Genomic DNA, 17,846 nt, shown 5'->3' with positions numbered 1-17,846 from the left:
AGAATGTCATGCCTTTCTATCAGAAGTTCGGGTAACGTGCGTGGGTCGGCTCTGCGTCATGCGGTATAGGTCGCTCACTCGACAGCCTATCAGTGTTTGGAATATAAATATATCCCTCTGTTTTGCCAGTTGCGGAGTGGCTGATAGGTCGGCATTGATAATTCTGTCCTTTTCTTCAAGTGTTATGTAATGAGGTGTACCGTATGTACATTCTTCTATCGGGAATTTGTCGAAAGGTCTGTTGTTCAAGTTCCGTCCGGATATCTTGCAAAATCCGTAATCGTGTTACACTTATCCGTAATTTGTATACGGTAGATTTTGTTGTAACGGCATACTTTTGCATAGTGAATGTAGAGTACTAAATATTATTAGAATTAGATCAAGGAGAAAGAGTTATGAATGACAGAAAGATTTTAGTAGCGTACTTCTCATGTAGCGGCGTAACTAAAGCTGTGGCAGAGAAATTGGCTGCAATTACTGGAGCAGATCTGTATGAAATTAAGCCGGAGGTTCCTTATACGGAGGCTGACCTGGACTGGAATGATAAGAAAAGCCGTAGTTCGGTGGAGATGAGAGATGCTCTCTCGCGTCCTGCCATTTCCGGTACGTTGTTTCATCCGGAAAAGTACGAAGTTCTGTTTGTAGGCTTTCCGGTCTGGTGGTATATTGCCCCTACTATAATTAATACATTTTTGGAAAGTTATGACTTTGCCGGTAAAATAGTTGTTCCGTTCGCTACATCGGGAGGCAGCGGCATAGGAAATTGTGAAAAGAATCTTCATAAAGCATATCCGGATATCGTGTGGAAAGATGGAAAACTTTTAAATGGACAGATAACGCGGGATCTGGTTACGGAATGGTTTGAAAAAATTAGGTTGTAAATTAAATGGAGGTATGAAAAATGTATATAGAAAATATTAATTCACCGAAAGATATAAAAGAATTGTCAGTTGAACAACTAAGTGTGCTGGCTGAGGAAGTAAGAACTGCGTTAATCAGGAAATTAAGTGAACACGGTGGGCATATCGGCCCGAATCTTGGTATGGTGGAAACTACAATTGCACTGCATTATGTTTTTAACTCTCCCATTGATAAAATAGTTTTTGACGTATCCCATCAGAGCTATGTTCATAAAATGCTTACCGGAAGAATGGCTGCATTTCTTGATCCGGCTAAATATGATGATGTTACCGGATATACTAATCCGGATGAAAGCGAGCATGATTTCTTTACGATAGGACACACCTCAACATCTGTTTCACTGGCAATGGGACTTGCAAAAGGACGTGATCTCACAGGTGGCAAAGAAAACATCATCGCTGTAATCGGTGACGGTTCGTTGAGTGGGGGAGAGGCTTTGGAAGGACTCAACAATGCGGCAATGCTTGGCTCTAACATGATTATTATAGTCAATGACAATGATCAATCCATTGCTGAAAATCATGGAGGACTTTATAAAGGATTGAAAGAGCTTAGAGACACGAATGGGGAGAGTCCTGATAATATTTTTAAGGCTATGGGGCTGGAGTATTATTACCTTGGAGATGGGCATGATGTGTCAGCACTCATAAAATTATTTACGTCAGTCAAAGATATAGACCGTGCAGTAGTATTGCATATCCATACGATCAAAGGTAAGGGATTGAAATATGCAGAAGAAAATAAAGAATACTGGCATGCAGGAGGTCCTTTTCACATCGAAGACGGTTCTCCCAAAGGACCCGGATGGCCGGTGAATGAAACTGTCAGGGAGTCTGTTTTAGACTTGATTGAAAAGAGGTCGGATGTAGTTGCAATTACTGCGGGAACACCGTCTGTAATAGGATTTACGGAAGACTATCGGAAGCGTGCCGGCAAACAGTTTGTTGATGTAGGTATTGCGGAAGAACATGCTGTTGCAATGGCAAGTGGTATTGCCAGGAATGGAGGAACACCGATTTTTGGAGTTTTCAGTCCGTTCTTGCAGAGAACGTATGACCAACTTTCGTCAGACTTGTGTTTAAATAATAATCCGGCTGTAATCATGGTGTTTATGGCTTCAGTATATGGGATGAACAGTAATACTCATTTGGGGATCTATGATATTCCGATGATTTCACATATACCCAATCTGGTATATCTTGCTCCGACGAGCAAGGAGGAGTATCTTGCCATGTTTAAGTATGCCACTACACAGAAAGCGCATCCCATTGCTATCAGAATTCCAATGATGATGCCTGAGACGGGAATTGAGGATACCACGGATTACTCTTTACTAAATAAATATCAGGTCGTACGAAAAGGTTCAGGTGTTGCGATTATTGCACTTGGAGATTTCTTTGAACTGGGCGTACAAATTGCCGATAAATATAAAATCCTGACGGGTAATGATGTAACACTGATAAATCCTAAATTCATCACAGGTATTGATGAAGAGCTGCTGGAGTGCTTAAAAACGGACCATGAACTTGTGCTTACTCTTGAAGACGGCATAGTGGAAGGAGGATTCGGGCAAACAATTGCAAGTTTTTATGGTTTATCGGATATGAAGGTTAAAAATTATGGAATAAAGAAATCATTCCCCACAGATTTTCGGCCTGAAGAACTGATGAGAGAGAATGGATTATCCGTAGAGCAAATAATAGAGGATATAAAATCCGTATGCAGAGAGCACGTTATGTGAGAACACTCACAATCTGTGGAATAAGTAAAAAGGATGAAAATTCAGAATAAAAGAGATATTATGAAAAAGAATTTGGGTGCGACGCTGGCTTTATATCCAGCATAGGCTGTTGTCGTAGAAACAATGGAGGAGTTACGTGATGTAGTTCCTCCATTATTATCAGAAAAAGTTTCTAATTCTGTGAGAGTCTGTAATTATTCGGAGCCACTCCGGTAATTCTTTTAAATAAACGGCTAAAGTATCGTATATTGGGGTATCCCAGTTTTTCCGTAACTACACTTACCGTATTATTAGAGTCGAGCAGCATGCTTTTAGCCATTTCCAAACGTTTTGACTCGAAATATTCATCGATATTTTTTCCACTTTCAAATTTTAGCAGGTCATTGAAATAATGAGATGACAGTTGAAGTATTTTTGCACAGTATCCCAATGAAGGCGATGTATTGTATTTTAATTTTCCGGATAGAATATAATCTTTCAACAATACATCTGTTTTCTTCATAATCTTTTTGTTAGCTTCGCAACGTGTGATAAACTGACGTTCGTAGAAACGGTTGCAATGATCTAATAACAATTCTATGTACCGTGAAATCAGGATTTGGCTGTGGCAGTCTATCGCATGACGAAGTTCCTCTTCGATGTTGCATATGCATTCTGCAGCCTTGGCCTTCTCCCGTTGAGATAGGTGGAGTGCCTCCTCCGGATTGTAAAAAAAGAAGGAGTAATCTTTTATATGTTCTCCCAAAGAGGTTTGAGAAATCAAGTCCGGATGAAATGCCAGCAGCCACCCTTTTGAGGGAAGTGCTTTGCTTTTGTTTATTTTGATAGATTCTCCCGGCGTGAGGAATACCAATGATGCATTGGAATAATCATAGTACTTGCGCCCATATAAAACATCATCGATCTCCCCTTCCATCATCAGGATGGTATAAAAATCAAATTTAATAATTTGCTGTTCCAGATTGCTCTTTGACAGGTCGATTACACTTACCAGCGGATGGAGTGTTTTGCAGCCCAGGCAGCAGTTGCATTGATGGACGGTCTCTATATTTAATATTCTTTCTTTCATAGGAGTCACTTATTTCCTGCGAAGATAGGATGTTCCGGCCAATATTGTTCTTCCTTGTCACTGATATCCGTAATCAAGGTTATGAAATCTGTAATTTGTGTAAGAAGAGGTATGTCTTGCCATAATTTGTTATCATTGGGATAAAAGTGGAATGCTACGATAGATAGCTTTTGGAGTCTTTTCTGTTAATGAGGGTTAAATCTGCTTTTCTGAACAACTTAATAAACAATATTAGTAACACAGAGGTAAGTGACTGACATAGAAGTACCTTATTGCTAGATGATTATAAACTACTTACCTTTGTATCATCTCTCAAACACAGAAAAGGAGATCTTTTTAATACTATTATTGATTAATAAATAAAGGAGTTATGAAGAATTATCAAAAAATGAGCGTAGCACAAGATGCACGTGTAGAGTTGCATGACAGTCTTGCCCTGACGGGTGCCGAAGTATCTATCAATCATCTTCCGGCCGGTGCCGGAGTCCCTTTTGTTCATTCACATAAACAGAATGAAGAAATTTACGGCATCCTTTCGGGGAAGGGCTTTATCACTATTGATGGCGAAAAGATAGAATTGCAGGCTGGGGATTGGCTCCGTATTGCTCCGGATGGAAAACGTCAGATTTCTGCTGCCTCTGACAGTCCTATCGGTTTTCTTTGTATTCAGGTGAAAGCAGGCTCCTTGGAAGGTTATACTATGACTGATGGAGTCGTACAATAAAAAATAGTTGATAAAACCGGTAAAATGAAGGGCTGTGTTCATGATGAAGAGTCATGATGACGCAGCCTTTTTAGATATTTTTACGGAGTATGGCTCCGAAGCGTGAGCAACTGTAGGGATTGGATATAATGGAAGTCTATGGCAGTAGAGAAAATTCGGATATTAATATTTTTAGCTGTGGTAAGATCTTTAGGTAAAAACAAAAAATAGAAAGTAATTTTAGTAACTCTCCGGCTGGTTTCATCCGGAAATTCTGTACATTTGCTGTGTAGGGCATAGATTGCGGGTATGTGGTATGTAAGGTGATCATTAATTTCTTATTAAACAGAAAGGAAAAAAAAATATGGAAAATGTTATTCAGATACAATATTATCAATCGCCATGTGGGGAACTGATATTGGGGGCATATCGGGAAAAACTTTGCTTATGTGATTGGAAGATAGAAGAACGCAGGATCATCATCGACAGAAGAATACAAAAAGAGTTGCAAGCTTCTTATAAGGAGGGCATATCTGAAGTAATCGCACGAACGATCGGTCAACTGGATGAATATTTTGCCGGACGAAGAACTACATTCGATATTCCTTTGCTTCTTGTAGGTACTGATTTTCAGAAAACTGTTTGGAACGAACTGTTGAACATTCCTTATGGAAAAACAATCTCTTATGCAGGGTTGTCTCAAAAGTTGGGGAATCCTAAAGCTATCCGTGCCATAGCTTCCGCCAACGGAGCGAACCCTATCTCGATACTTGTTCCTTGTCATCGTGTGATCGGCAGTGACCGTAAATTAGTAGGGTATGGCGGTGGGCTGCCTGCTAAGAAGATCTTGCTTGACCTGGAGTCTTCCGATAGGTTATTCTAACTGTTCAGGCTTATGAACGACTGACCGCATTATTAATGAAAGGCAGTCTAAACTGATTAGAAGAGTAACTTAAGTTCTTTGGCAATTCTGCAAGCTTCAATGGAGTTCTTTACCTGAAGCTTTTCCAATATATTTTGTCGGTGTCGGCTGACGGTATTTTTGCTTATAAACAGTTCCCGGGCGATCTCATGACTTGTTTTCCCCATATCGATCAACTGTAATATTGTTTTCTCCCTATCGGATAGCAATCTGCTGCAATCTTGCTTTTCCAGTTCTATGACCTGTCCGTTTGTCGAGTTGATCACTCTACAACTCATAGTAGGGTCGACCGACAAATTGTAAAGACACAGAGCCAGCCACATACTGTCGTTTGAGTGGGTAGCTACATAGAACATCCTGTGTAGGATAGGGATATATTTCCCGGAAGGATCACGCATACGGAGTTTACTCATAAGAAAGTAATCTGCACGTTTTTTGTGTGGAATCTGTTTCAGAAAATGGTAGAAACGAAGTTCCTGTACATACTTTTCCACCAAGTCATCCGGATGGATATATTTAAAGACTTCTTTTTCCCAGATTGATTCAAGATTTTGATTGTCTCCTTTTCGGGCTATGCCCAATGTCTCAGCTGTTCCTCCATAATAGATATAGCTGATATTGGTATGCATATCACTTAGAACGGCGATTGAATTTTCTATTCGTGCATAGTTGTATGCGATTCGTTTATATTCATTCAGTTCTTCCGGCAGCTGTTCGTTTTTGCAGAAGGGTTGAGTCAGGAACTCTTTGTTCAGTTTGTCAACAATGTCCATATCGGGAAAAGAAATGGTTATTAATAAGCATTGTGTACTTAGATACAAGCTTTTACCTTTGCAAAGGTAATCATAAAACATAGTTATTTATGGAAAGTGAAAAAGAAAAAATGGGTACAGGCAGGCTTTACGATGCTAATTATGATACAGAATTGATAGCCGAACGTCAGGCTTGCAAAGAGTTGTGTTATACCTTAAATCATTTGCCTCCCTCGCAGATAGCTGAACGGGAGGCCATTATCCGTCGGTTGTTTTGCAAGACGAAAGAACGTTTTCTGTTGGAACAGCCTTTTTATTGTGACTATGGCTATAACATTGAGATTGGTGAAAATTTTTATGCCAATATGAACTGTGTCATTCTGGATGAGGCTAAAGTAACGTTCGGTGATAATGTCTTTATCGCTCCATCCTGTGGCTTCTATACCGCGGGGCATCCTTTGGATGTGGAACAGAGAAATCGAGGGTTGGAATATGCCCGTCCCATTCGTGTCGGAAATAATGTGTGGATTGGGGCACAAGTGTGCGTATTACCGGGCGTGACGATTGGTGACAACACAGTGATAGGTGCGGGAAGTGTAGTAAATAGAGATATTCCTGCCAATGTGATTGCTGCGGGTAATCCTTGTCGCGTGATTCGGGAAATTACGGAAGAAGATAAAACAAAATATTTATTATAGAATAAACATAATCAAAAAGTAGAAATGAAAAAAGTATGTTTAAGCCTGCTTATGGGACTGATGGTACAAATGACCTTTGGGCAGACACTGGAAAAAATGCAATGGTTCAACGAACCGGAACAATGGGAGATAAAAAATAATGTATTGTCCATGTCCGTTACTCCGCAAAGTGATTACTGGCGTATTTCTCACTACGGTTTTACAGTAGATGACGCACCTTTCTATTATGCCACTTATGGCGGTGAATTTGAAGCGAAAGTCAAGGTTGTCGGAGAGTATAAAGAACGTTTCGATCAGGCCGGTCTGATGCTCCGTATCGATCATGAAAATTACATTAAAGCGGGTATTGAGTTTGTCGATGGGAAATTTAATTTAAGTACCGTTGTTACTCATAAAACGAGTGACTGGAGTGTGATAACGTTAGATAAAACGGTACCTTATATCTGGATAAAGGCTGTCAGGCGGCTGGATGCAGTAGAGGTTTTCTATTCATTTGATGATAAAACTTACACGCTGATGCGTAATGCCTGGTTGCAGGATCATATTCCTGTGAAAGTTGGACTGATGGCGGCTTGTCCCGATGGTAGTGGATTCAATGCTAAGTTTGAATACTTCCAGGTGAAGCATCTGCCGGACCAGCGCAGAGTGGAATGGCTGAAGAAGAATGCAGAATAAATAAGCAGAATGGAAGATAGACGGTTCGGAAAGTCATATCTTCCATTTTTTTGTGGTTGGGCTATATCAAGCAGATTGTCTGTTATCGCATTTATTTATAAATCAAACGACTTATAAACAGATAGCCTCCGAATATTTGCAGAGCCATTCCCGGCAGACCGATACGGAAATCCTGTACGGCACTGAAAAAATCGTTGACAAGGATCCATTCGCCTAAAGTGCCGACCACCTGATAGGATAACACGACCAGGAGGAGGATAGGGATGGAAATGCGTTTGTAGCGGTGGGCTGCATAACCGGCAGCTATCGCTAGAAGTGTCGATTTTAAGAGTATGGCGGGTAAGATCACCGGTTGAGGCATGCCGAACAATAATGAGTTTAAAACAGGCGATAGAAGTGCTGTCAGTAACCCTACTTTCCATCCGTATTTATAAGCTCCGATCAGAGTAAAAAAATAGATGGGTAACCAAGTGATACCACCTTGCGGAATGAGATGGAAAAGTTGGGGGAGTGCCATATTGCCCACTACGAATAGCAGTGTTGCCAGATACGTTTTCGTATCATTGTAATTCAATGAATAAAGCTTGATAGATGTTGTTTCCATAATTATGATGTAATAATTAAAAGTTAATATTAATTCCTCCCATACATGTAGCTTTCGGCATGGGGTAACCTGCGTTTATTTCATAACGTTGTGCCAGCAGATTCTCCCCTTTTACAAACAGGTCGGCAATAGAGCAAATGCGATAACTGCCGCGAAGATTCCACAGGAGGAAGTTTTCTTTCTTTTCCTGAGGGACGACTGCCGTATAGAGTCCTGTCACATATTGTATTCCGGTGGAGAAACTCCATTTCTTCTGTGTGAAATCGATGCCTGTATATAGTTTATGTTCGGGTGCGGCTATCAGGGGATGCTCCATATGAAGCCAACTGTAGTTAGCTGTCAGTCTCCACATGGGGTGAATGTGATATGCTATGTCGGCTTCTGCTCCCCAATTCTCGACTTTGCCTGTGTTTACGTTCAGTGGGCGTCCGTCTGTGCGAATGGTCTGAATCATATTGTCCCCGTTGATGTAAAAAAGGTTGACTCCGTAATAAAAAGTACCTTTGAGTAAGCGTTGTGAATAAGATAGTTCGTAATTCCACAGCCGTTCCGGCAACAAGTCGGGATTGGCCGGTCGGAACATATACAGTTCACGAATCGTTGGGTTACGGAATCCTTTACTGGCCATTGCTTTCAGGCTTGCGTCTTGTGGCAATTGTACCGACAAACCGACTTGTGGTATCCATTCCGTTCCGGTGACGGTGTGGTGATCTATACGGAGCCCTGCATCCATTGTCAGGTAACTGCCGATTGCCTGGCGGAAATCGAGATATCCGGCAATCTCATTTTCCGATTTATCCGAGATACCTTCTTTATGTTTGTCCGCAATGAAACGGTTCCAGGCTTCACCGCCGAATTGCATATAATCTATTCCTGCAGTCAGTCGGTTGCCGGAAAATAAAGAGGCACTCTGATACCAGGAGATTCCCATCATCCGGTCCTTGGAATTGAAGCGGTAGTCTAGCGGTTCTTCTCCCGTACCATATCCGTCATTAATGTGATGTTTGCCCCAATTATAGAAAAACTTGAGTGCCCCCGATGTACGTTCGTATCTGTTTTCCAGAGCAAAAGAAGTCATGCCGCGTGTAATGCGCGAGTCATTATCAAAAACCGGTGTACTGACAGTTCCCGGATTGGAAGCATTGAAATGTGTCAGGTTCAGATCGGCCGATACGTTCCAGCTGTGATCCAGTTCATAACCCAACCTCGTATATCCCCCATATTGCTCAAATTCCATATTGGGGCGATGACCGTTTGTCCGGTTATAAGATCCGGTGATAATGCTGTTGAAACGTCCTTTTTTTACTTGGTTGGTAGCTTCGGTCATCCATGTGTCATACGAACCATATCCCAGTCGGACTCCGGTTCTCACTCCGTCTTCCCGTTGCCGGCGGGTTACGATGTTGATTACTCCACCCATGGCATTCGAGCCATAAAGTACGGATGCGGGGCCGCGCACAACTTCCACTTTCTCGGCCAGCATCGATTGGTAAGCATCAGCAATGGGATGTCCCATCAATCCCATGTATTGGGGATGCCCGTCAATCAATACCAATAATCCTGTAGTGGGGCTGCCACCTATACCACGCAGGCTGATACCGCCTGCCGCACCGTTTGACACTCCATATCCCATCACGCCACGACTGGTGGTGAACAATCCGGGAACCTGTTCTGTCAATGTGGGGAGCAGGGAAGGTTCGGAGCGTTGCCTGATGGTTTCACGGTTCACCACGGAGATTGTCATTGGCAGGTGACGGATATCGGTTTCATTCCTCGTGCCGGTCACTACCACGCCGTCTATTTCATAATTATGCCCTGCTTGTGTCGTATCTTTCCGGACTTGTGCTTGTAAAGATGAACTGAGAAAAGCGCATACCAATAGAATGCCGAGCAGGTTTTTCTTCATCCTGATCTTGGAAAGGAAGTTTTCGATGATCCGGAATATTTCCTGTATGGATTCTATTCCATAGCAAGCTGTTTCCAACGGACACCATCCGCTTTTATCCCGGTTTTCGATGAAAGGCACCAGCCGTACATAACTTACCTCTATATTGGCATTGTGCAGGAGTGCAAGTGCAGGTTGGCTGATAACATCCGCGTATACCTGTCGGATTCCTCCCAATACCATTAGACCTGCTGCTGCTTTTCCAATTACCTTGTCGGCGATGCAGGCTCCTTTCATAAAGGAGGGGTCTTGCCGAAATAAGTCATATAAATCGGCAACGCCCCGTTGGGTGAAGGTTCGTATCTCTGTTCCGTTTCCGATGACACAGGAATATCCTCCGGAGTGTAGAAGATCAATTATCTTTTCCATCATAGTGTCCCCTGCTTGAGCTGTTCTACAAAACGATCGATGCGATGCAGTTCTTCCGGTATGTGGATGGATTGCGGACAATGCGGGGTACATTGGTTGCATCCGATGCAATGACTGGCTTGTCGCAATTTAGGTACACTGCGGTCGTAGCCTACAAGGAAAGCGCGTCGTGCTTCTTTGTAGTTTTCACTTGTCTGGCTTTGCGGAATATTCCCTTCGTTGACACACTTGTTGTAATGTACGAGAATGGCAGGAATATCGATGCCGTATGGACAGGGCATGCAATATTTACAGTCATTACAGGGGATGGTAGGGTATTGCATCATCAGTTGCGCGGTTTCTTCCAGATACTCTTTGTCGTCATCGGTCAGCGGAACCAGTGGTGAATAAGTGCGGATGTTATCCTGTAAGTGCTCCATATAAGTCATACCGCTCAATACGGTCAGTACCAATTCCGGTGAACCGGCGAAGCGGAATGCCCACGATGCCACACTGTCTTCGGGACGTCGTTGTTTTAGCCGTCCCACGATGTGCTCCGGTACATTCGATAACCGTCCGCCCAATAGCGGTTCCATGATCACAGCGGCAATATTCCGTTTGGCCAGTTCGCCGTACAGGTATTCCGCATTTACATTGTTTCCGGTTGCGTGGCGCCAGTCCACATAGTTGAGCTGAATCTGTACAAAATCCCATTTCACCGTATCGTGCATGGCAAGTACCTGGTCGAAAACCTCAACGTCACCATGGAATGACCAGCCGAGATGACGTATGCGTCCGGCCTCTCGTTCCTTGAGAAGAAAGTCCAGCATACCGTTATCGATATAACGCTCATTGAATACCTTCATCCCGCCTCCGCCAATGGCGTGCAGCAGATAGTAATCAAAATACTCCACTTGCATATCCTTGAATGATTGATGATACATCGCAAGTGAGTTTTCGCGTGAGAAGTTAGAGAAATTCGATAGCTTGGTGGCTATATAAAGTTTCTCGCGCGGATGCCTCTTGAGAGCGATACCGGTTGCTTTTTCCGACCAGCCCTGTACGTATACAGGTGATGTATCGAAATAATTCACTCCATGAGCAATGGCATAGTCTACCAATTCGTTGACAGCTTCCTGATTGATAAGGTCTCCTTTTCCTTCCGGTGAAGGAACGGTAGGCCAACGCATACAGCCATATCCCAGGAGGGATACTTTATCTTTGATTCCGCCTACTGAGCGGTAAGTCATCTGGTCTGTCGGAACAGGAGAGGAGGCATTCCGTCCCTGGCTGCTTTTAGTTCCGGAGCCGCAGCCATAAAGAGCTGCTGTCGTTGTAGCGGCACTGATGCCCACAATTTTCAGGAATCCTCTTCGGTCTATATGATTATTCTGTTTTTCCATATGTCTTTATTTTTGAGATGTGTTATATGATACGATGCCTTTCGTGCCCCTCGACGTAGATGGCACTGAACGGACGTGCCGGACAAAGATTCTCGCATGCTCCACAGCCGATGCAACGCTCGGTGTTGATCGCCGGAATTTGGGGAGAAGTCTCTTTTTCCGGTTCGGCGACAATCATCTGAATAGCTCCTGTCGGACAATGACGGGCACAGTTGTCACATTTCACTCCATCGGTCAGCGACACGCAGTTTGCTTTGATCCAGACAGCATGTCCGATTTGAGTGGAAGATTTGTCGGCTGTTGTAATGGGGTGTATGGCTCCTGTCGGACATACCTGTGAACAGTCATTACATTCCGGACGGCAGTATCCGCGTTCATATGATATTTCAGGTTGCATCAGATTCATCAGGTTAGTGGAAGGACGCAATACTTGGTTGGAACAAGCTGATACGCACAATTGGCAAGCTGTGCAATGTGCTGCCATGTTTCGTGCACTCAACGAACCGGGAGGTGTAATGGGAGTCTGGCGGTTCGGGATCTTTTTATCTTCTATGGCCGCCAGTCCTCCGTCTACTTTTTTCTCTTGTGCTTTTAGGGCTGATGCCGTAGCGGCCATTGCCGTTACGGTAAGGAAATTGCGACGTGCTTCATTGACTTCCTTGGATGAGGCTGCATGAGCATTTTCTTCTGCTTTTGCTGGCCGGGCCTTGGTTGTCCGCAATTGGTAACTGAGCGCTTTCTGCTTGCATTTACCAAGACAATCCATGCAAACCACGCATCGGCTGTAATCGATCGTATGTTCTTTAGCATTGATGCAGGTCGCTTTACAATGGCGTGCACAAAGTCCGCATTTATTGCATTTTTCCGTATCTATTGTGATGCGGAACAAGGAGTAACGTGAAAGAAATCCCAGTACCGTCCCTACCGGGCAGATTGTATTGCAGTAAGTGCGTCCGTTCCGCCATGCCAATAATATCAGGATGACAAAAGTAGCTGCGGCTACAATGAAAGTAGGCAGACTTTTTATCCAGATGTCTACTTCATAAAATGCATAGCTGCCGGCCCGTTCGGCTAAATGGGCGAACAGGTTGTTTCCCCACAGCCAAATGGGTTGGAACAGGTTGTTTGCGATACGCCCGTAAGCACTGTAGGGAGCAAATAGAGTTGCGATGAAACTTACTCCTGCCACCAGGGTGATGATGAATATTGCCAATGCCCCGTAGCGTAGGAGGGAGAGAGCGGGAGAATAGGAGTAGGGTAACTTTTTCCGCTTTTTGCCAATCCAGGCTGCTACATCTTGAAATACCCCCAACGGACAAATCACCGAGCAATAGATTCGGCCGAATACTCCTGTCAGGATGATTAAAAGGACTACTACCCCTACGTTCAATGCCAGTACTGCAGGGAGGAACTGGATCTTTGCCAGCCAGCCGAACCAACCGTGAAGGGTTCCGGTAAAGTCAAGGAATAGCAAGGTGATCAGTGTCAGGCAGATGATGCCACATGTTAATCTGATTTTTCGTAACATTGCGTTTGTTTTTATTGAGTTTGTTATTTATCGTTTACAAGCCATGTTTTAAATTCCGATGCTTTGTTTTTGCTGACATAAATACGTTCCGGTACTTCTGTATCGAGCGTGATAAGTAGACGGTTGTCGAACCAGATGGTTATATCCGTTACGCTATCCCTCGCTACGATAAACTGCTTATTGGCCCGGATGAAGTCTTCCGGGTTCAGTGAGGAAGCAATTTGTTCCAAAGTCTTGGAGTATGGATAACGATTGCCGTCTTTTAAGCATACATACGTATTTTTGCCGGTTGCGTAAAAATAAGAAATATTTTTTATATTTACCGGTAACAGCTTGTCTTTGTGTGCAATCAGTAACTTGTCTTTGTATCTGGGTGCAGGTTTCAATAGAGTCAGTTGTGACAAATATTGTAATAAGTCCTGCCGGGTCAGCTTACTGTATTTCTCCAATGCGTGTTCTACATCTTCCACTTTGACCGGCTTTAATAAATAATCTATGCTGTTCACCTTAAAAGCTTCGATGGCATATCGGTCATAAGCGGTTGTGAATATGATGGGAGTCTCCAGTTCTATTCTGTCGAAAATAGCAAAAGCCGATCCGTCCGATAAATGAATATCCATGAATATCAGATCCGGAGCCGGATTAGATTGTAACCACCCGACGGTTTGTGTGACACTTTCCGTATTTGCCATGATCCGGATGTCGGGAGTTATCTCTGTGAGAATATCCGTTAAATTTTCATAGGCAGCAGTTTCGTCTTCTACAATCAATACTTTCATAACAGCCACTATATTAGAGGTAAATATACCCGGAACACTTTTTCATCAGTTTCTATCCGGATTTGTTTATTCATTAATAAGTTGAAGCGGTTTTCAAGGTTGCTTAATCCCGTTCCGTTGGTGTCGGGAGGTGACAGTTTGGGGTAAATGGGATTGGATACCACCAGTTCGTATTGTTCGTTCAGCCGGATGGAGATATCCATTTTGTGTTCACTGTCTATCCTGTTGTGTACCGTGACGTTGTCTACCAATGGCAGGAGTGAGAGTACAGGCAGTGTCAGTACATCTTTCTGTGCTTCATCCACGTCGATAGTAAAACTCAGTTTATTGGCAAAGCGTACCTCCATTACGTATCGGAAGGACTGGATGAACTCCAGTTCTTCTCTCAGTGTAACCACTCCTTTGCGGTCGCTCTGCAAGATATACCGGAAAATATCGGATAGTTGGTTGACATACGTCAGCGTGTTTTCATCGTTCTTCTTTCGGATCAGTGAAGATATTCCGTTCAGTGAGTTGAAGAAGAAGTGCGGGTTTACCTGGTTGGCCAGTGCATCACAACGGCTTTGCAAGTTTTCAAAACGGAGACGTTCTATTTCCTGTTCTTTTTTCTCTTTGCCGGGTATAAAGCATGGAGATGTATCCTACCAAAGTGCATAAAAAGCAGAGCGTGAAGAACTGGGAGATTAAAGTGCTTCCCAGAAAATCCGTATGGAAACCATGCGAAGAGATGGTGTACGAAACGGATGCGAAGAACAGATAACCGGTCAGTGCAAACAGGAAGTTGTGAGTCAGGCGTTTCCTGAACAGCGCTGTCGGGATCTGCCGCAGATTGTAGTTTATCAGGAAACCGATCATCCCCCAAAAGAAGAGGAAACGGTATATGAAGTAAGAAAAGAAACCAAGGTATTCCGATGGTTCCAAAGAGTTTAGCTCCCACGGGGTGCAGGCTATATTGGGATATATGATGAAAACCGCACTGATCAGGCTGACCAGCGGAAGGTTCCGGGATATATATTTATCAAAGGAATCCATGATGCTCTTCTTTCTCACTGCAAAGAAAAGCAAAATAATGATTCCTTATTTTGTAATGTCATGTCAAAACGAAAAAAGAAGCATAAAAGCGAAACTTTTTCATTTTTTCAGCATAAATACGATATAGTCTCTACATAAAATAAGAATGCAGAATGACAAGACGAGAGAAGCGATCAGCATAAATTCTTTCATAATGTTTGTTGGTTTTATAGGTTCTTTCCTATAAAGACAACATCCGATGAGAAACTCCCTACGCTCCAAGGCTTTTTATTTAGATCTGTTTATGTTCTGCCATGTATTTCCAAAGTGGGGCTGCATGCAGTGACTGCATGATCTGTCCGTTTTCCAGTAGTTCTTTTACCTCTTCAAGGCTGAGCAGATGTACTGTAAGCGCCTCCGTGTCTTCCAGGTGTTGTGTGTCGATTTGCTCCACATCAGTAGCCAGAAAGCAGTGTGTCAGATTGGTATGAGTACTCGGATTGGCCGAAATTACCATATACTCTTTCCAGTTGCCTTTGCCGTATCCGGTCTCTTCAAGTAGCTCCCGTTGCGCCGAAACAAGTGGTGAAGCGTCTTCTTTCTCACATACGCCGGCACAGAGTTCGTATAGCTGTTTACCTATTCCCGGACGGAATTGGCGGACGAATACAAACTTTCCTTCTTTGGTGATGGCGATGGTGTTCACCCAGTCGGGATACTCAAGGATGTAATACTCCGGAATATGATTGCCGTTGGGCAAAAGCATGTCGTCACAACGTACGGTTAGCCATGGGCGCCGAAATAGATATTTACTGCTGACTACCTGCCAGATTTCGTCTTTTTTTTCCATTATTGGGATATTAGATAATGATTTAAAGTAGGGCAAATATAGTGCTAATTCTTTGACGGGTGCAGAATCATTAATAAAATATCGAAGAAAAATGACGATGTGATAAGTTCACAACTTAAAATATTGCTAAATAATCTCTATTTTTTTACTATATCCCCTTTTTATTACCATTTATTCTTCTTTTCCTTTTTTATATCTTTGTTGCTTGTTTAATTATTGTATATTTGTGATAATGTTTGTGGGTAATAGATATATAATATAATTAAAAGTTCTTGTCTCTCCGAATCGCCAAATATTAAAGACTGTACAGGGACGTTTTTAGCAGCATTGCATCTCGTCACATGTTTTTACGTGGGCGAGATGCGTGCTGTTTTTATTTTGAGGGAATTTTTTGCAACTTGCTTTTTTTTATCTATTTTTGCGAATATTGCTAAGTTAAGTGAAACTTAGTTGTGTTAGTTAACGAGCGTGAGCTGATTCTTGTCTCTGAAATCGCCAAATTTTGAGACTGCACAAGAAAAATGCTTCAACGATTGTTTACCTTATATTACCGTATCTGTGTTTGTGTTTTGCTTTGGAAGTAAAATGCAAATCTGTTTTATAGTAAAATAGGCGCAAGCAAAGTTGGTCATTGAGTGCAGAGGTGTTTGGCGATACCTGAGAGACAAAATGACTGATGAAGCTTGCGCTTTTTGTGTTAAATTTGAATTGGAAAACACACATGTATGGTAGTATCGATAAGAAACAAATGACTTGTAGAATTTCTTGGGTCATTTTATTTTGTTTTTGTGATATAACATTTTTGCTTTCGCAAGAACAGGGAAAATTTGTATCTAAAAAACTTGAAAATATAGCCTTCCAGCTTTCTTCACAATATCAGGCTGATTGTTCGGTAAAACAACGTATCTTATTAAAGCCTTTATGCCCGGATAAACAAATTATTGTTACTACTGACTTGTATCGTACGGTTAATCATATCGGGTTCGAACTATTCGATCGTACGGTTATGGAACAGAATCCTTCCCCTGTATATACATTTGTTGAACGTTATTTATTGGAGTTATTGTTAACAGATAATGATGAAGGGATGCGGCATCTCTTAGAAGAAAGTAAAGTGATGGTTCGTTTGGGACAAAATAATCGTTTGCTCACTCATGCCAGATTATTGTCAGTGTTAAGGGAAATGAATTCAGCCCATTCTTTTATTATTACTACTGATAATAGTCGTTATACTATGGTATGGTATCATGATAAAGAAATGCTTTTTTCTTTGCGTTTCCCTATTCAATATGAATTAATTTGGGGAATGAATAAAGTTGAAGCAGAAAATCTGTTTTACATGAATTTGGAAAATTATCGTCTTGGTCGGAGGCCCTCTCCGGCATGCATACCCCAATCATTGAAAGCTTTAAACGACTCTTGCTATGTGACGGGGGAAGACTTTTATGGCATTGAAGCTATTTCTTCCAGTCAATATTATAAAAAAGGAACTGACGGTAAATTTACTCCGATTTTAGATATTCATTCACCTGTAGAATCTATCTCTAATTTATTTACGATTAGTGCGGATGAAAGATGTAAAGTACAGGTGACCCAATGTATGTACGGTAATCGGAAAAACAGCTTTGAATTACCGTTGTGTGAGCTGGTTGATTATTGTAAAAATAGTGGTTGCGATGTATACGTAGGTATGGAACGTTCTGTTGGAAATCATTTTTGGGGAATAGCTTTTATGGTAAATCGCTCTTTGGGGTATAATCATTTGCTCTATTTTGATACGGATATTCGTATTTTGCTGTATCCCGATAGATATAAAATGAATATGCAATTGTACGGATTTGTTCCTATACACAATTTGCGTAATTTATTTGGTGGACAAAATTAATAAATATAAGAT

The 17,846-nt window shown here is 42.2% G+C and carries 15 protein-coding genes and 2 pseudogenes; 7 read left to right on the top strand and 10 right to left on the bottom strand.

Annotated elements, in window-relative coordinates:
• Positions 1–51: 51 nt before the first annotated feature.
• Positions 52–255, bottom strand: a pseudogene (locus BF9343_RS23360) (recombinase); the annotation flags it as partial.
• Between the two features lie 140 nt (positions 256–395).
• Between BF9343_RS23360 and BF9343_RS20005 the strand changes: the two are divergent.
• Together BF9343_RS20005 and BF9343_RS20000 are read left to right on the top strand one after the other, a co-directional pair.
• Positions 396–881: a flavodoxin gene (locus BF9343_RS20005; RefSeq protein WP_010993713.1), complete on the top strand. Its 486-nt coding sequence runs from the start codon at positions 396–398 to the stop codon at positions 879–881.
• 20 nt (positions 882–901) lie between these two features.
• On the top strand, positions 902–2,662 hold the full coding sequence (locus BF9343_RS20000) for a 1-deoxy-D-xylulose-5-phosphate synthase (RefSeq protein WP_010993712.1): 1,761 nt from the start codon (positions 902–904) through the stop codon (positions 2,660–2,662).
• Positions 2,663–2,834: 172 nt separating this feature from the next.
• On the opposite strand, the gene BF9343_RS19995 is transcribed toward BF9343_RS20000, so the two are convergent.
• Positions 2,835–3,731 carry a helix-turn-helix domain-containing protein gene (locus tag BF9343_RS19995; protein WP_010993711.1) on the bottom strand — a complete coding sequence of 299 codons (897 nt, stop codon included), beginning with the start codon at positions 3,729–3,731 and terminating at the stop codon, positions 2,835–2,837.
• Between the two features lie 370 nt (positions 3,732–4,101).
• Here BF9343_RS19995 and BF9343_RS19990 point away from each other — a divergent pair, with 370 nt between their 5' ends.
• Together BF9343_RS19990 and BF9343_RS19985 are read left to right on the top strand one after the other, a co-directional pair.
• Positions 4,102–4,455 carry a cupin domain-containing protein gene (locus BF9343_RS19990; RefSeq protein ID WP_010993710.1) on the top strand — a complete coding sequence of 118 codons (354 nt, stop codon included), beginning with the start codon at positions 4,102–4,104 and terminating at the stop codon, positions 4,453–4,455.
• A gap of 343 nt (positions 4,456–4,798) precedes the next feature.
• Positions 4,799–5,317 carry a methylated-DNA--[protein]-cysteine S-methyltransferase gene (locus BF9343_RS19985; RefSeq protein ID WP_010993709.1) on the top strand — a complete coding sequence of 173 codons (519 nt, stop codon included), beginning with the start codon at positions 4,799–4,801 and terminating at the stop codon, positions 5,315–5,317.
• Between the two features lie 56 nt (positions 5,318–5,373).
• Here the strand turns inward: BF9343_RS19985 and BF9343_RS19980 are convergent, their stop codons facing one another.
• Entirely contained in the window at positions 5,374–6,210 is an 837-nt protein-coding gene (locus BF9343_RS19980) for a response regulator transcription factor (RefSeq protein WP_005814290.1), read from the bottom strand.
• Positions 6,211–6,218: 8 nt separating this feature from the next.
• Between BF9343_RS19980 and BF9343_RS19975 the strand changes: the two genes are divergently transcribed.
• Both BF9343_RS19975 and BF9343_RS19970 read left to right on the top strand, forming a co-directional pair.
• Positions 6,219–6,806, top strand: coding sequence for a sugar O-acetyltransferase (locus BF9343_RS19975; RefSeq protein WP_005791446.1), 588 nt, complete (start codon positions 6,219–6,221; stop codon positions 6,804–6,806).
• Positions 6,807–6,830: 24 nt separating this feature from the next.
• On the top strand, positions 6,831–7,481 hold the full coding sequence (locus tag BF9343_RS19970) for a DUF1349 domain-containing protein (RefSeq protein WP_010993708.1): 651 nt from the start codon (positions 6,831–6,833) through the stop codon (positions 7,479–7,481).
• A gap of 91 nt (positions 7,482–7,572) precedes the next feature.
• On the opposite strand, the gene BF9343_RS19965 is transcribed toward BF9343_RS19970, so the two are convergent.
• From BF9343_RS19965 to BF9343_RS19935, 7 genes and pseudogenes are all read right to left on the bottom strand, one after another.
• Positions 7,573–8,085, bottom strand: coding sequence for an ECF transporter S component (locus BF9343_RS19965; RefSeq protein ID WP_005782103.1), 513 nt, complete (start codon positions 8,083–8,085; stop codon positions 7,573–7,575).
• Positions 8,086–8,101: 16 nt separating this feature from the next.
• On the bottom strand, positions 8,102–10,402 hold the full coding sequence (locus tag BF9343_RS19960; protein ID WP_041926277.1) for a TonB-dependent receptor domain-containing protein: 2,301 nt from the start codon (positions 10,400–10,402) through the stop codon (positions 8,102–8,104).
• Complete coding sequence (locus BF9343_RS19955) at positions 10,399–11,781, bottom strand: aldo/keto reductase (RefSeq protein WP_009293026.1); 1,383 nt, start codon at positions 11,779–11,781, stop codon at positions 10,399–10,401. The genes BF9343_RS19960 and BF9343_RS19955 overlap by 4 nt, the downstream gene beginning before the upstream one ends.
• A 22-nt stretch (positions 11,782–11,803) precedes the next feature.
• Complete coding sequence (locus BF9343_RS19950; protein ID WP_010993706.1) at positions 11,804–13,309, bottom strand: 4Fe-4S binding protein; 1,506 nt, start codon at positions 13,307–13,309, stop codon at positions 11,804–11,806.
• Between the two features lie 23 nt (positions 13,310–13,332).
• Complete coding sequence (locus tag BF9343_RS19945) at positions 13,333–14,088, bottom strand: LytR/AlgR family response regulator transcription factor (protein WP_005804068.1); 756 nt, start codon at positions 14,086–14,088, stop codon at positions 13,333–13,335.
• Positions 14,089–14,096: 8 nt separating this feature from the next.
• Positions 14,097–15,120 (bottom strand): annotated as a pseudogene (locus BF9343_RS19940) (sensor histidine kinase).
• A 271-nt stretch (positions 15,121–15,391) separates the two neighbouring features.
• Positions 15,392–15,949, bottom strand: coding sequence for an NUDIX hydrolase (locus BF9343_RS19935; protein WP_010993701.1), 558 nt, complete (start codon positions 15,947–15,949; stop codon positions 15,392–15,394).
• A 676-nt stretch (positions 15,950–16,625) separates the two neighbouring features.
• On the opposite strand from BF9343_RS19935, the gene BF9343_RS19930 reads away from it, so the two are divergent.
• Positions 16,626–17,834 carry a hypothetical protein gene (locus tag BF9343_RS19930; RefSeq protein WP_010993700.1) on the top strand — a complete coding sequence of 403 codons (1,209 nt, stop codon included), beginning with the start codon at positions 16,626–16,628 and terminating at the stop codon, positions 17,832–17,834.
• Positions 17,835–17,846: the final 12 nt, after the last annotated feature.

The organism is Bacteroides fragilis NCTC 9343, assembly GCF_000025985.1.
In the GTDB taxonomy this organism is placed as follows: domain Bacteria; phylum Bacteroidota; class Bacteroidia; order Bacteroidales; family Bacteroidaceae; genus Bacteroides; species Bacteroides fragilis.
Note: the sequence above shows the minus strand (reverse complement) of the source record. Positions and strands in the feature narration are given on the sequence as shown.

What these genes read in the sequence shown, in the direction of transcription:
- BF9343_RS19995 (WP_010993711.1), bottom strand. Translation starts at nt 3,731, where the DNA reads ATGAAAGAAAGAATATTAAATATAGAGACCGTCCATCAATGCAACTGC.
- BF9343_RS19955 (WP_009293026.1), bottom strand. Translation starts at nt 11,781, where the DNA reads ATGGAAAAACAGAATAATCATATAGACCGAAGAGGATTCCTGAAAATT.
- BF9343_RS19990 (WP_010993710.1), top strand. Translation starts at nt 4,102, where the DNA reads ATGAAGAATTATCAAAAAATGAGCGTAGCACAAGATGCACGTGTAGAG.
- BF9343_RS19965 (WP_005782103.1), bottom strand. Translation starts at nt 8,085, where the DNA reads ATGGAAACAACATCTATCAAGCTTTATTCATTGAATTACAATGATACG.
- BF9343_RS19935 (WP_010993701.1), bottom strand. Translation starts at nt 15,949, where the DNA reads ATGGAAAAAAAAGACGAAATCTGGCAGGTAGTCAGCAGTAAATATCTA.
- BF9343_RS19985 (WP_010993709.1), top strand. Translation starts at nt 4,799, where the DNA reads ATGGAAAATGTTATTCAGATACAATATTATCAATCGCCATGTGGGGAA.
- BF9343_RS20000 (WP_010993712.1), top strand. Translation starts at nt 902, where the DNA reads ATGTATATAGAAAATATTAATTCACCGAAAGATATAAAAGAATTGTCA.
- BF9343_RS19945 (WP_005804068.1), bottom strand. Translation starts at nt 14,088, where the DNA reads ATGAAAGTATTGATTGTAGAAGACGAAACTGCTGCCTATGAAAATTTA.
- BF9343_RS19980 (WP_005814290.1), bottom strand. Translation starts at nt 6,210, where the DNA reads ATGTTTTATGATTACCTTTGCAAAGGTAAAAGCTTGTATCTAAGTACA.
- BF9343_RS19960 (WP_041926277.1), bottom strand. Translation starts at nt 10,402, where the DNA reads ATGATGGAAAAGATAATTGATCTTCTACACTCCGGAGGATATTCCTGT.
- BF9343_RS20005 (WP_010993713.1), top strand. Translation starts at nt 396, where the DNA reads ATGAATGACAGAAAGATTTTAGTAGCGTACTTCTCATGTAGCGGCGTA.
- BF9343_RS19950 (WP_010993706.1), bottom strand. Translation starts at nt 13,309, where the DNA reads ATGTTACGAAAAATCAGATTAACATGTGGCATCATCTGCCTGACACTG.
- BF9343_RS19975 (WP_005791446.1), top strand. Translation starts at nt 6,219, where the DNA reads ATGGAAAGTGAAAAAGAAAAAATGGGTACAGGCAGGCTTTACGATGCT.
- BF9343_RS19970 (WP_010993708.1), top strand. Translation starts at nt 6,831, where the DNA reads ATGAAAAAAGTATGTTTAAGCCTGCTTATGGGACTGATGGTACAAATG.
- BF9343_RS19930 (WP_010993700.1), top strand. Translation starts at nt 16,626, where the DNA reads ATGAAGCTTGCGCTTTTTGTGTTAAATTTGAATTGGAAAACACACATG.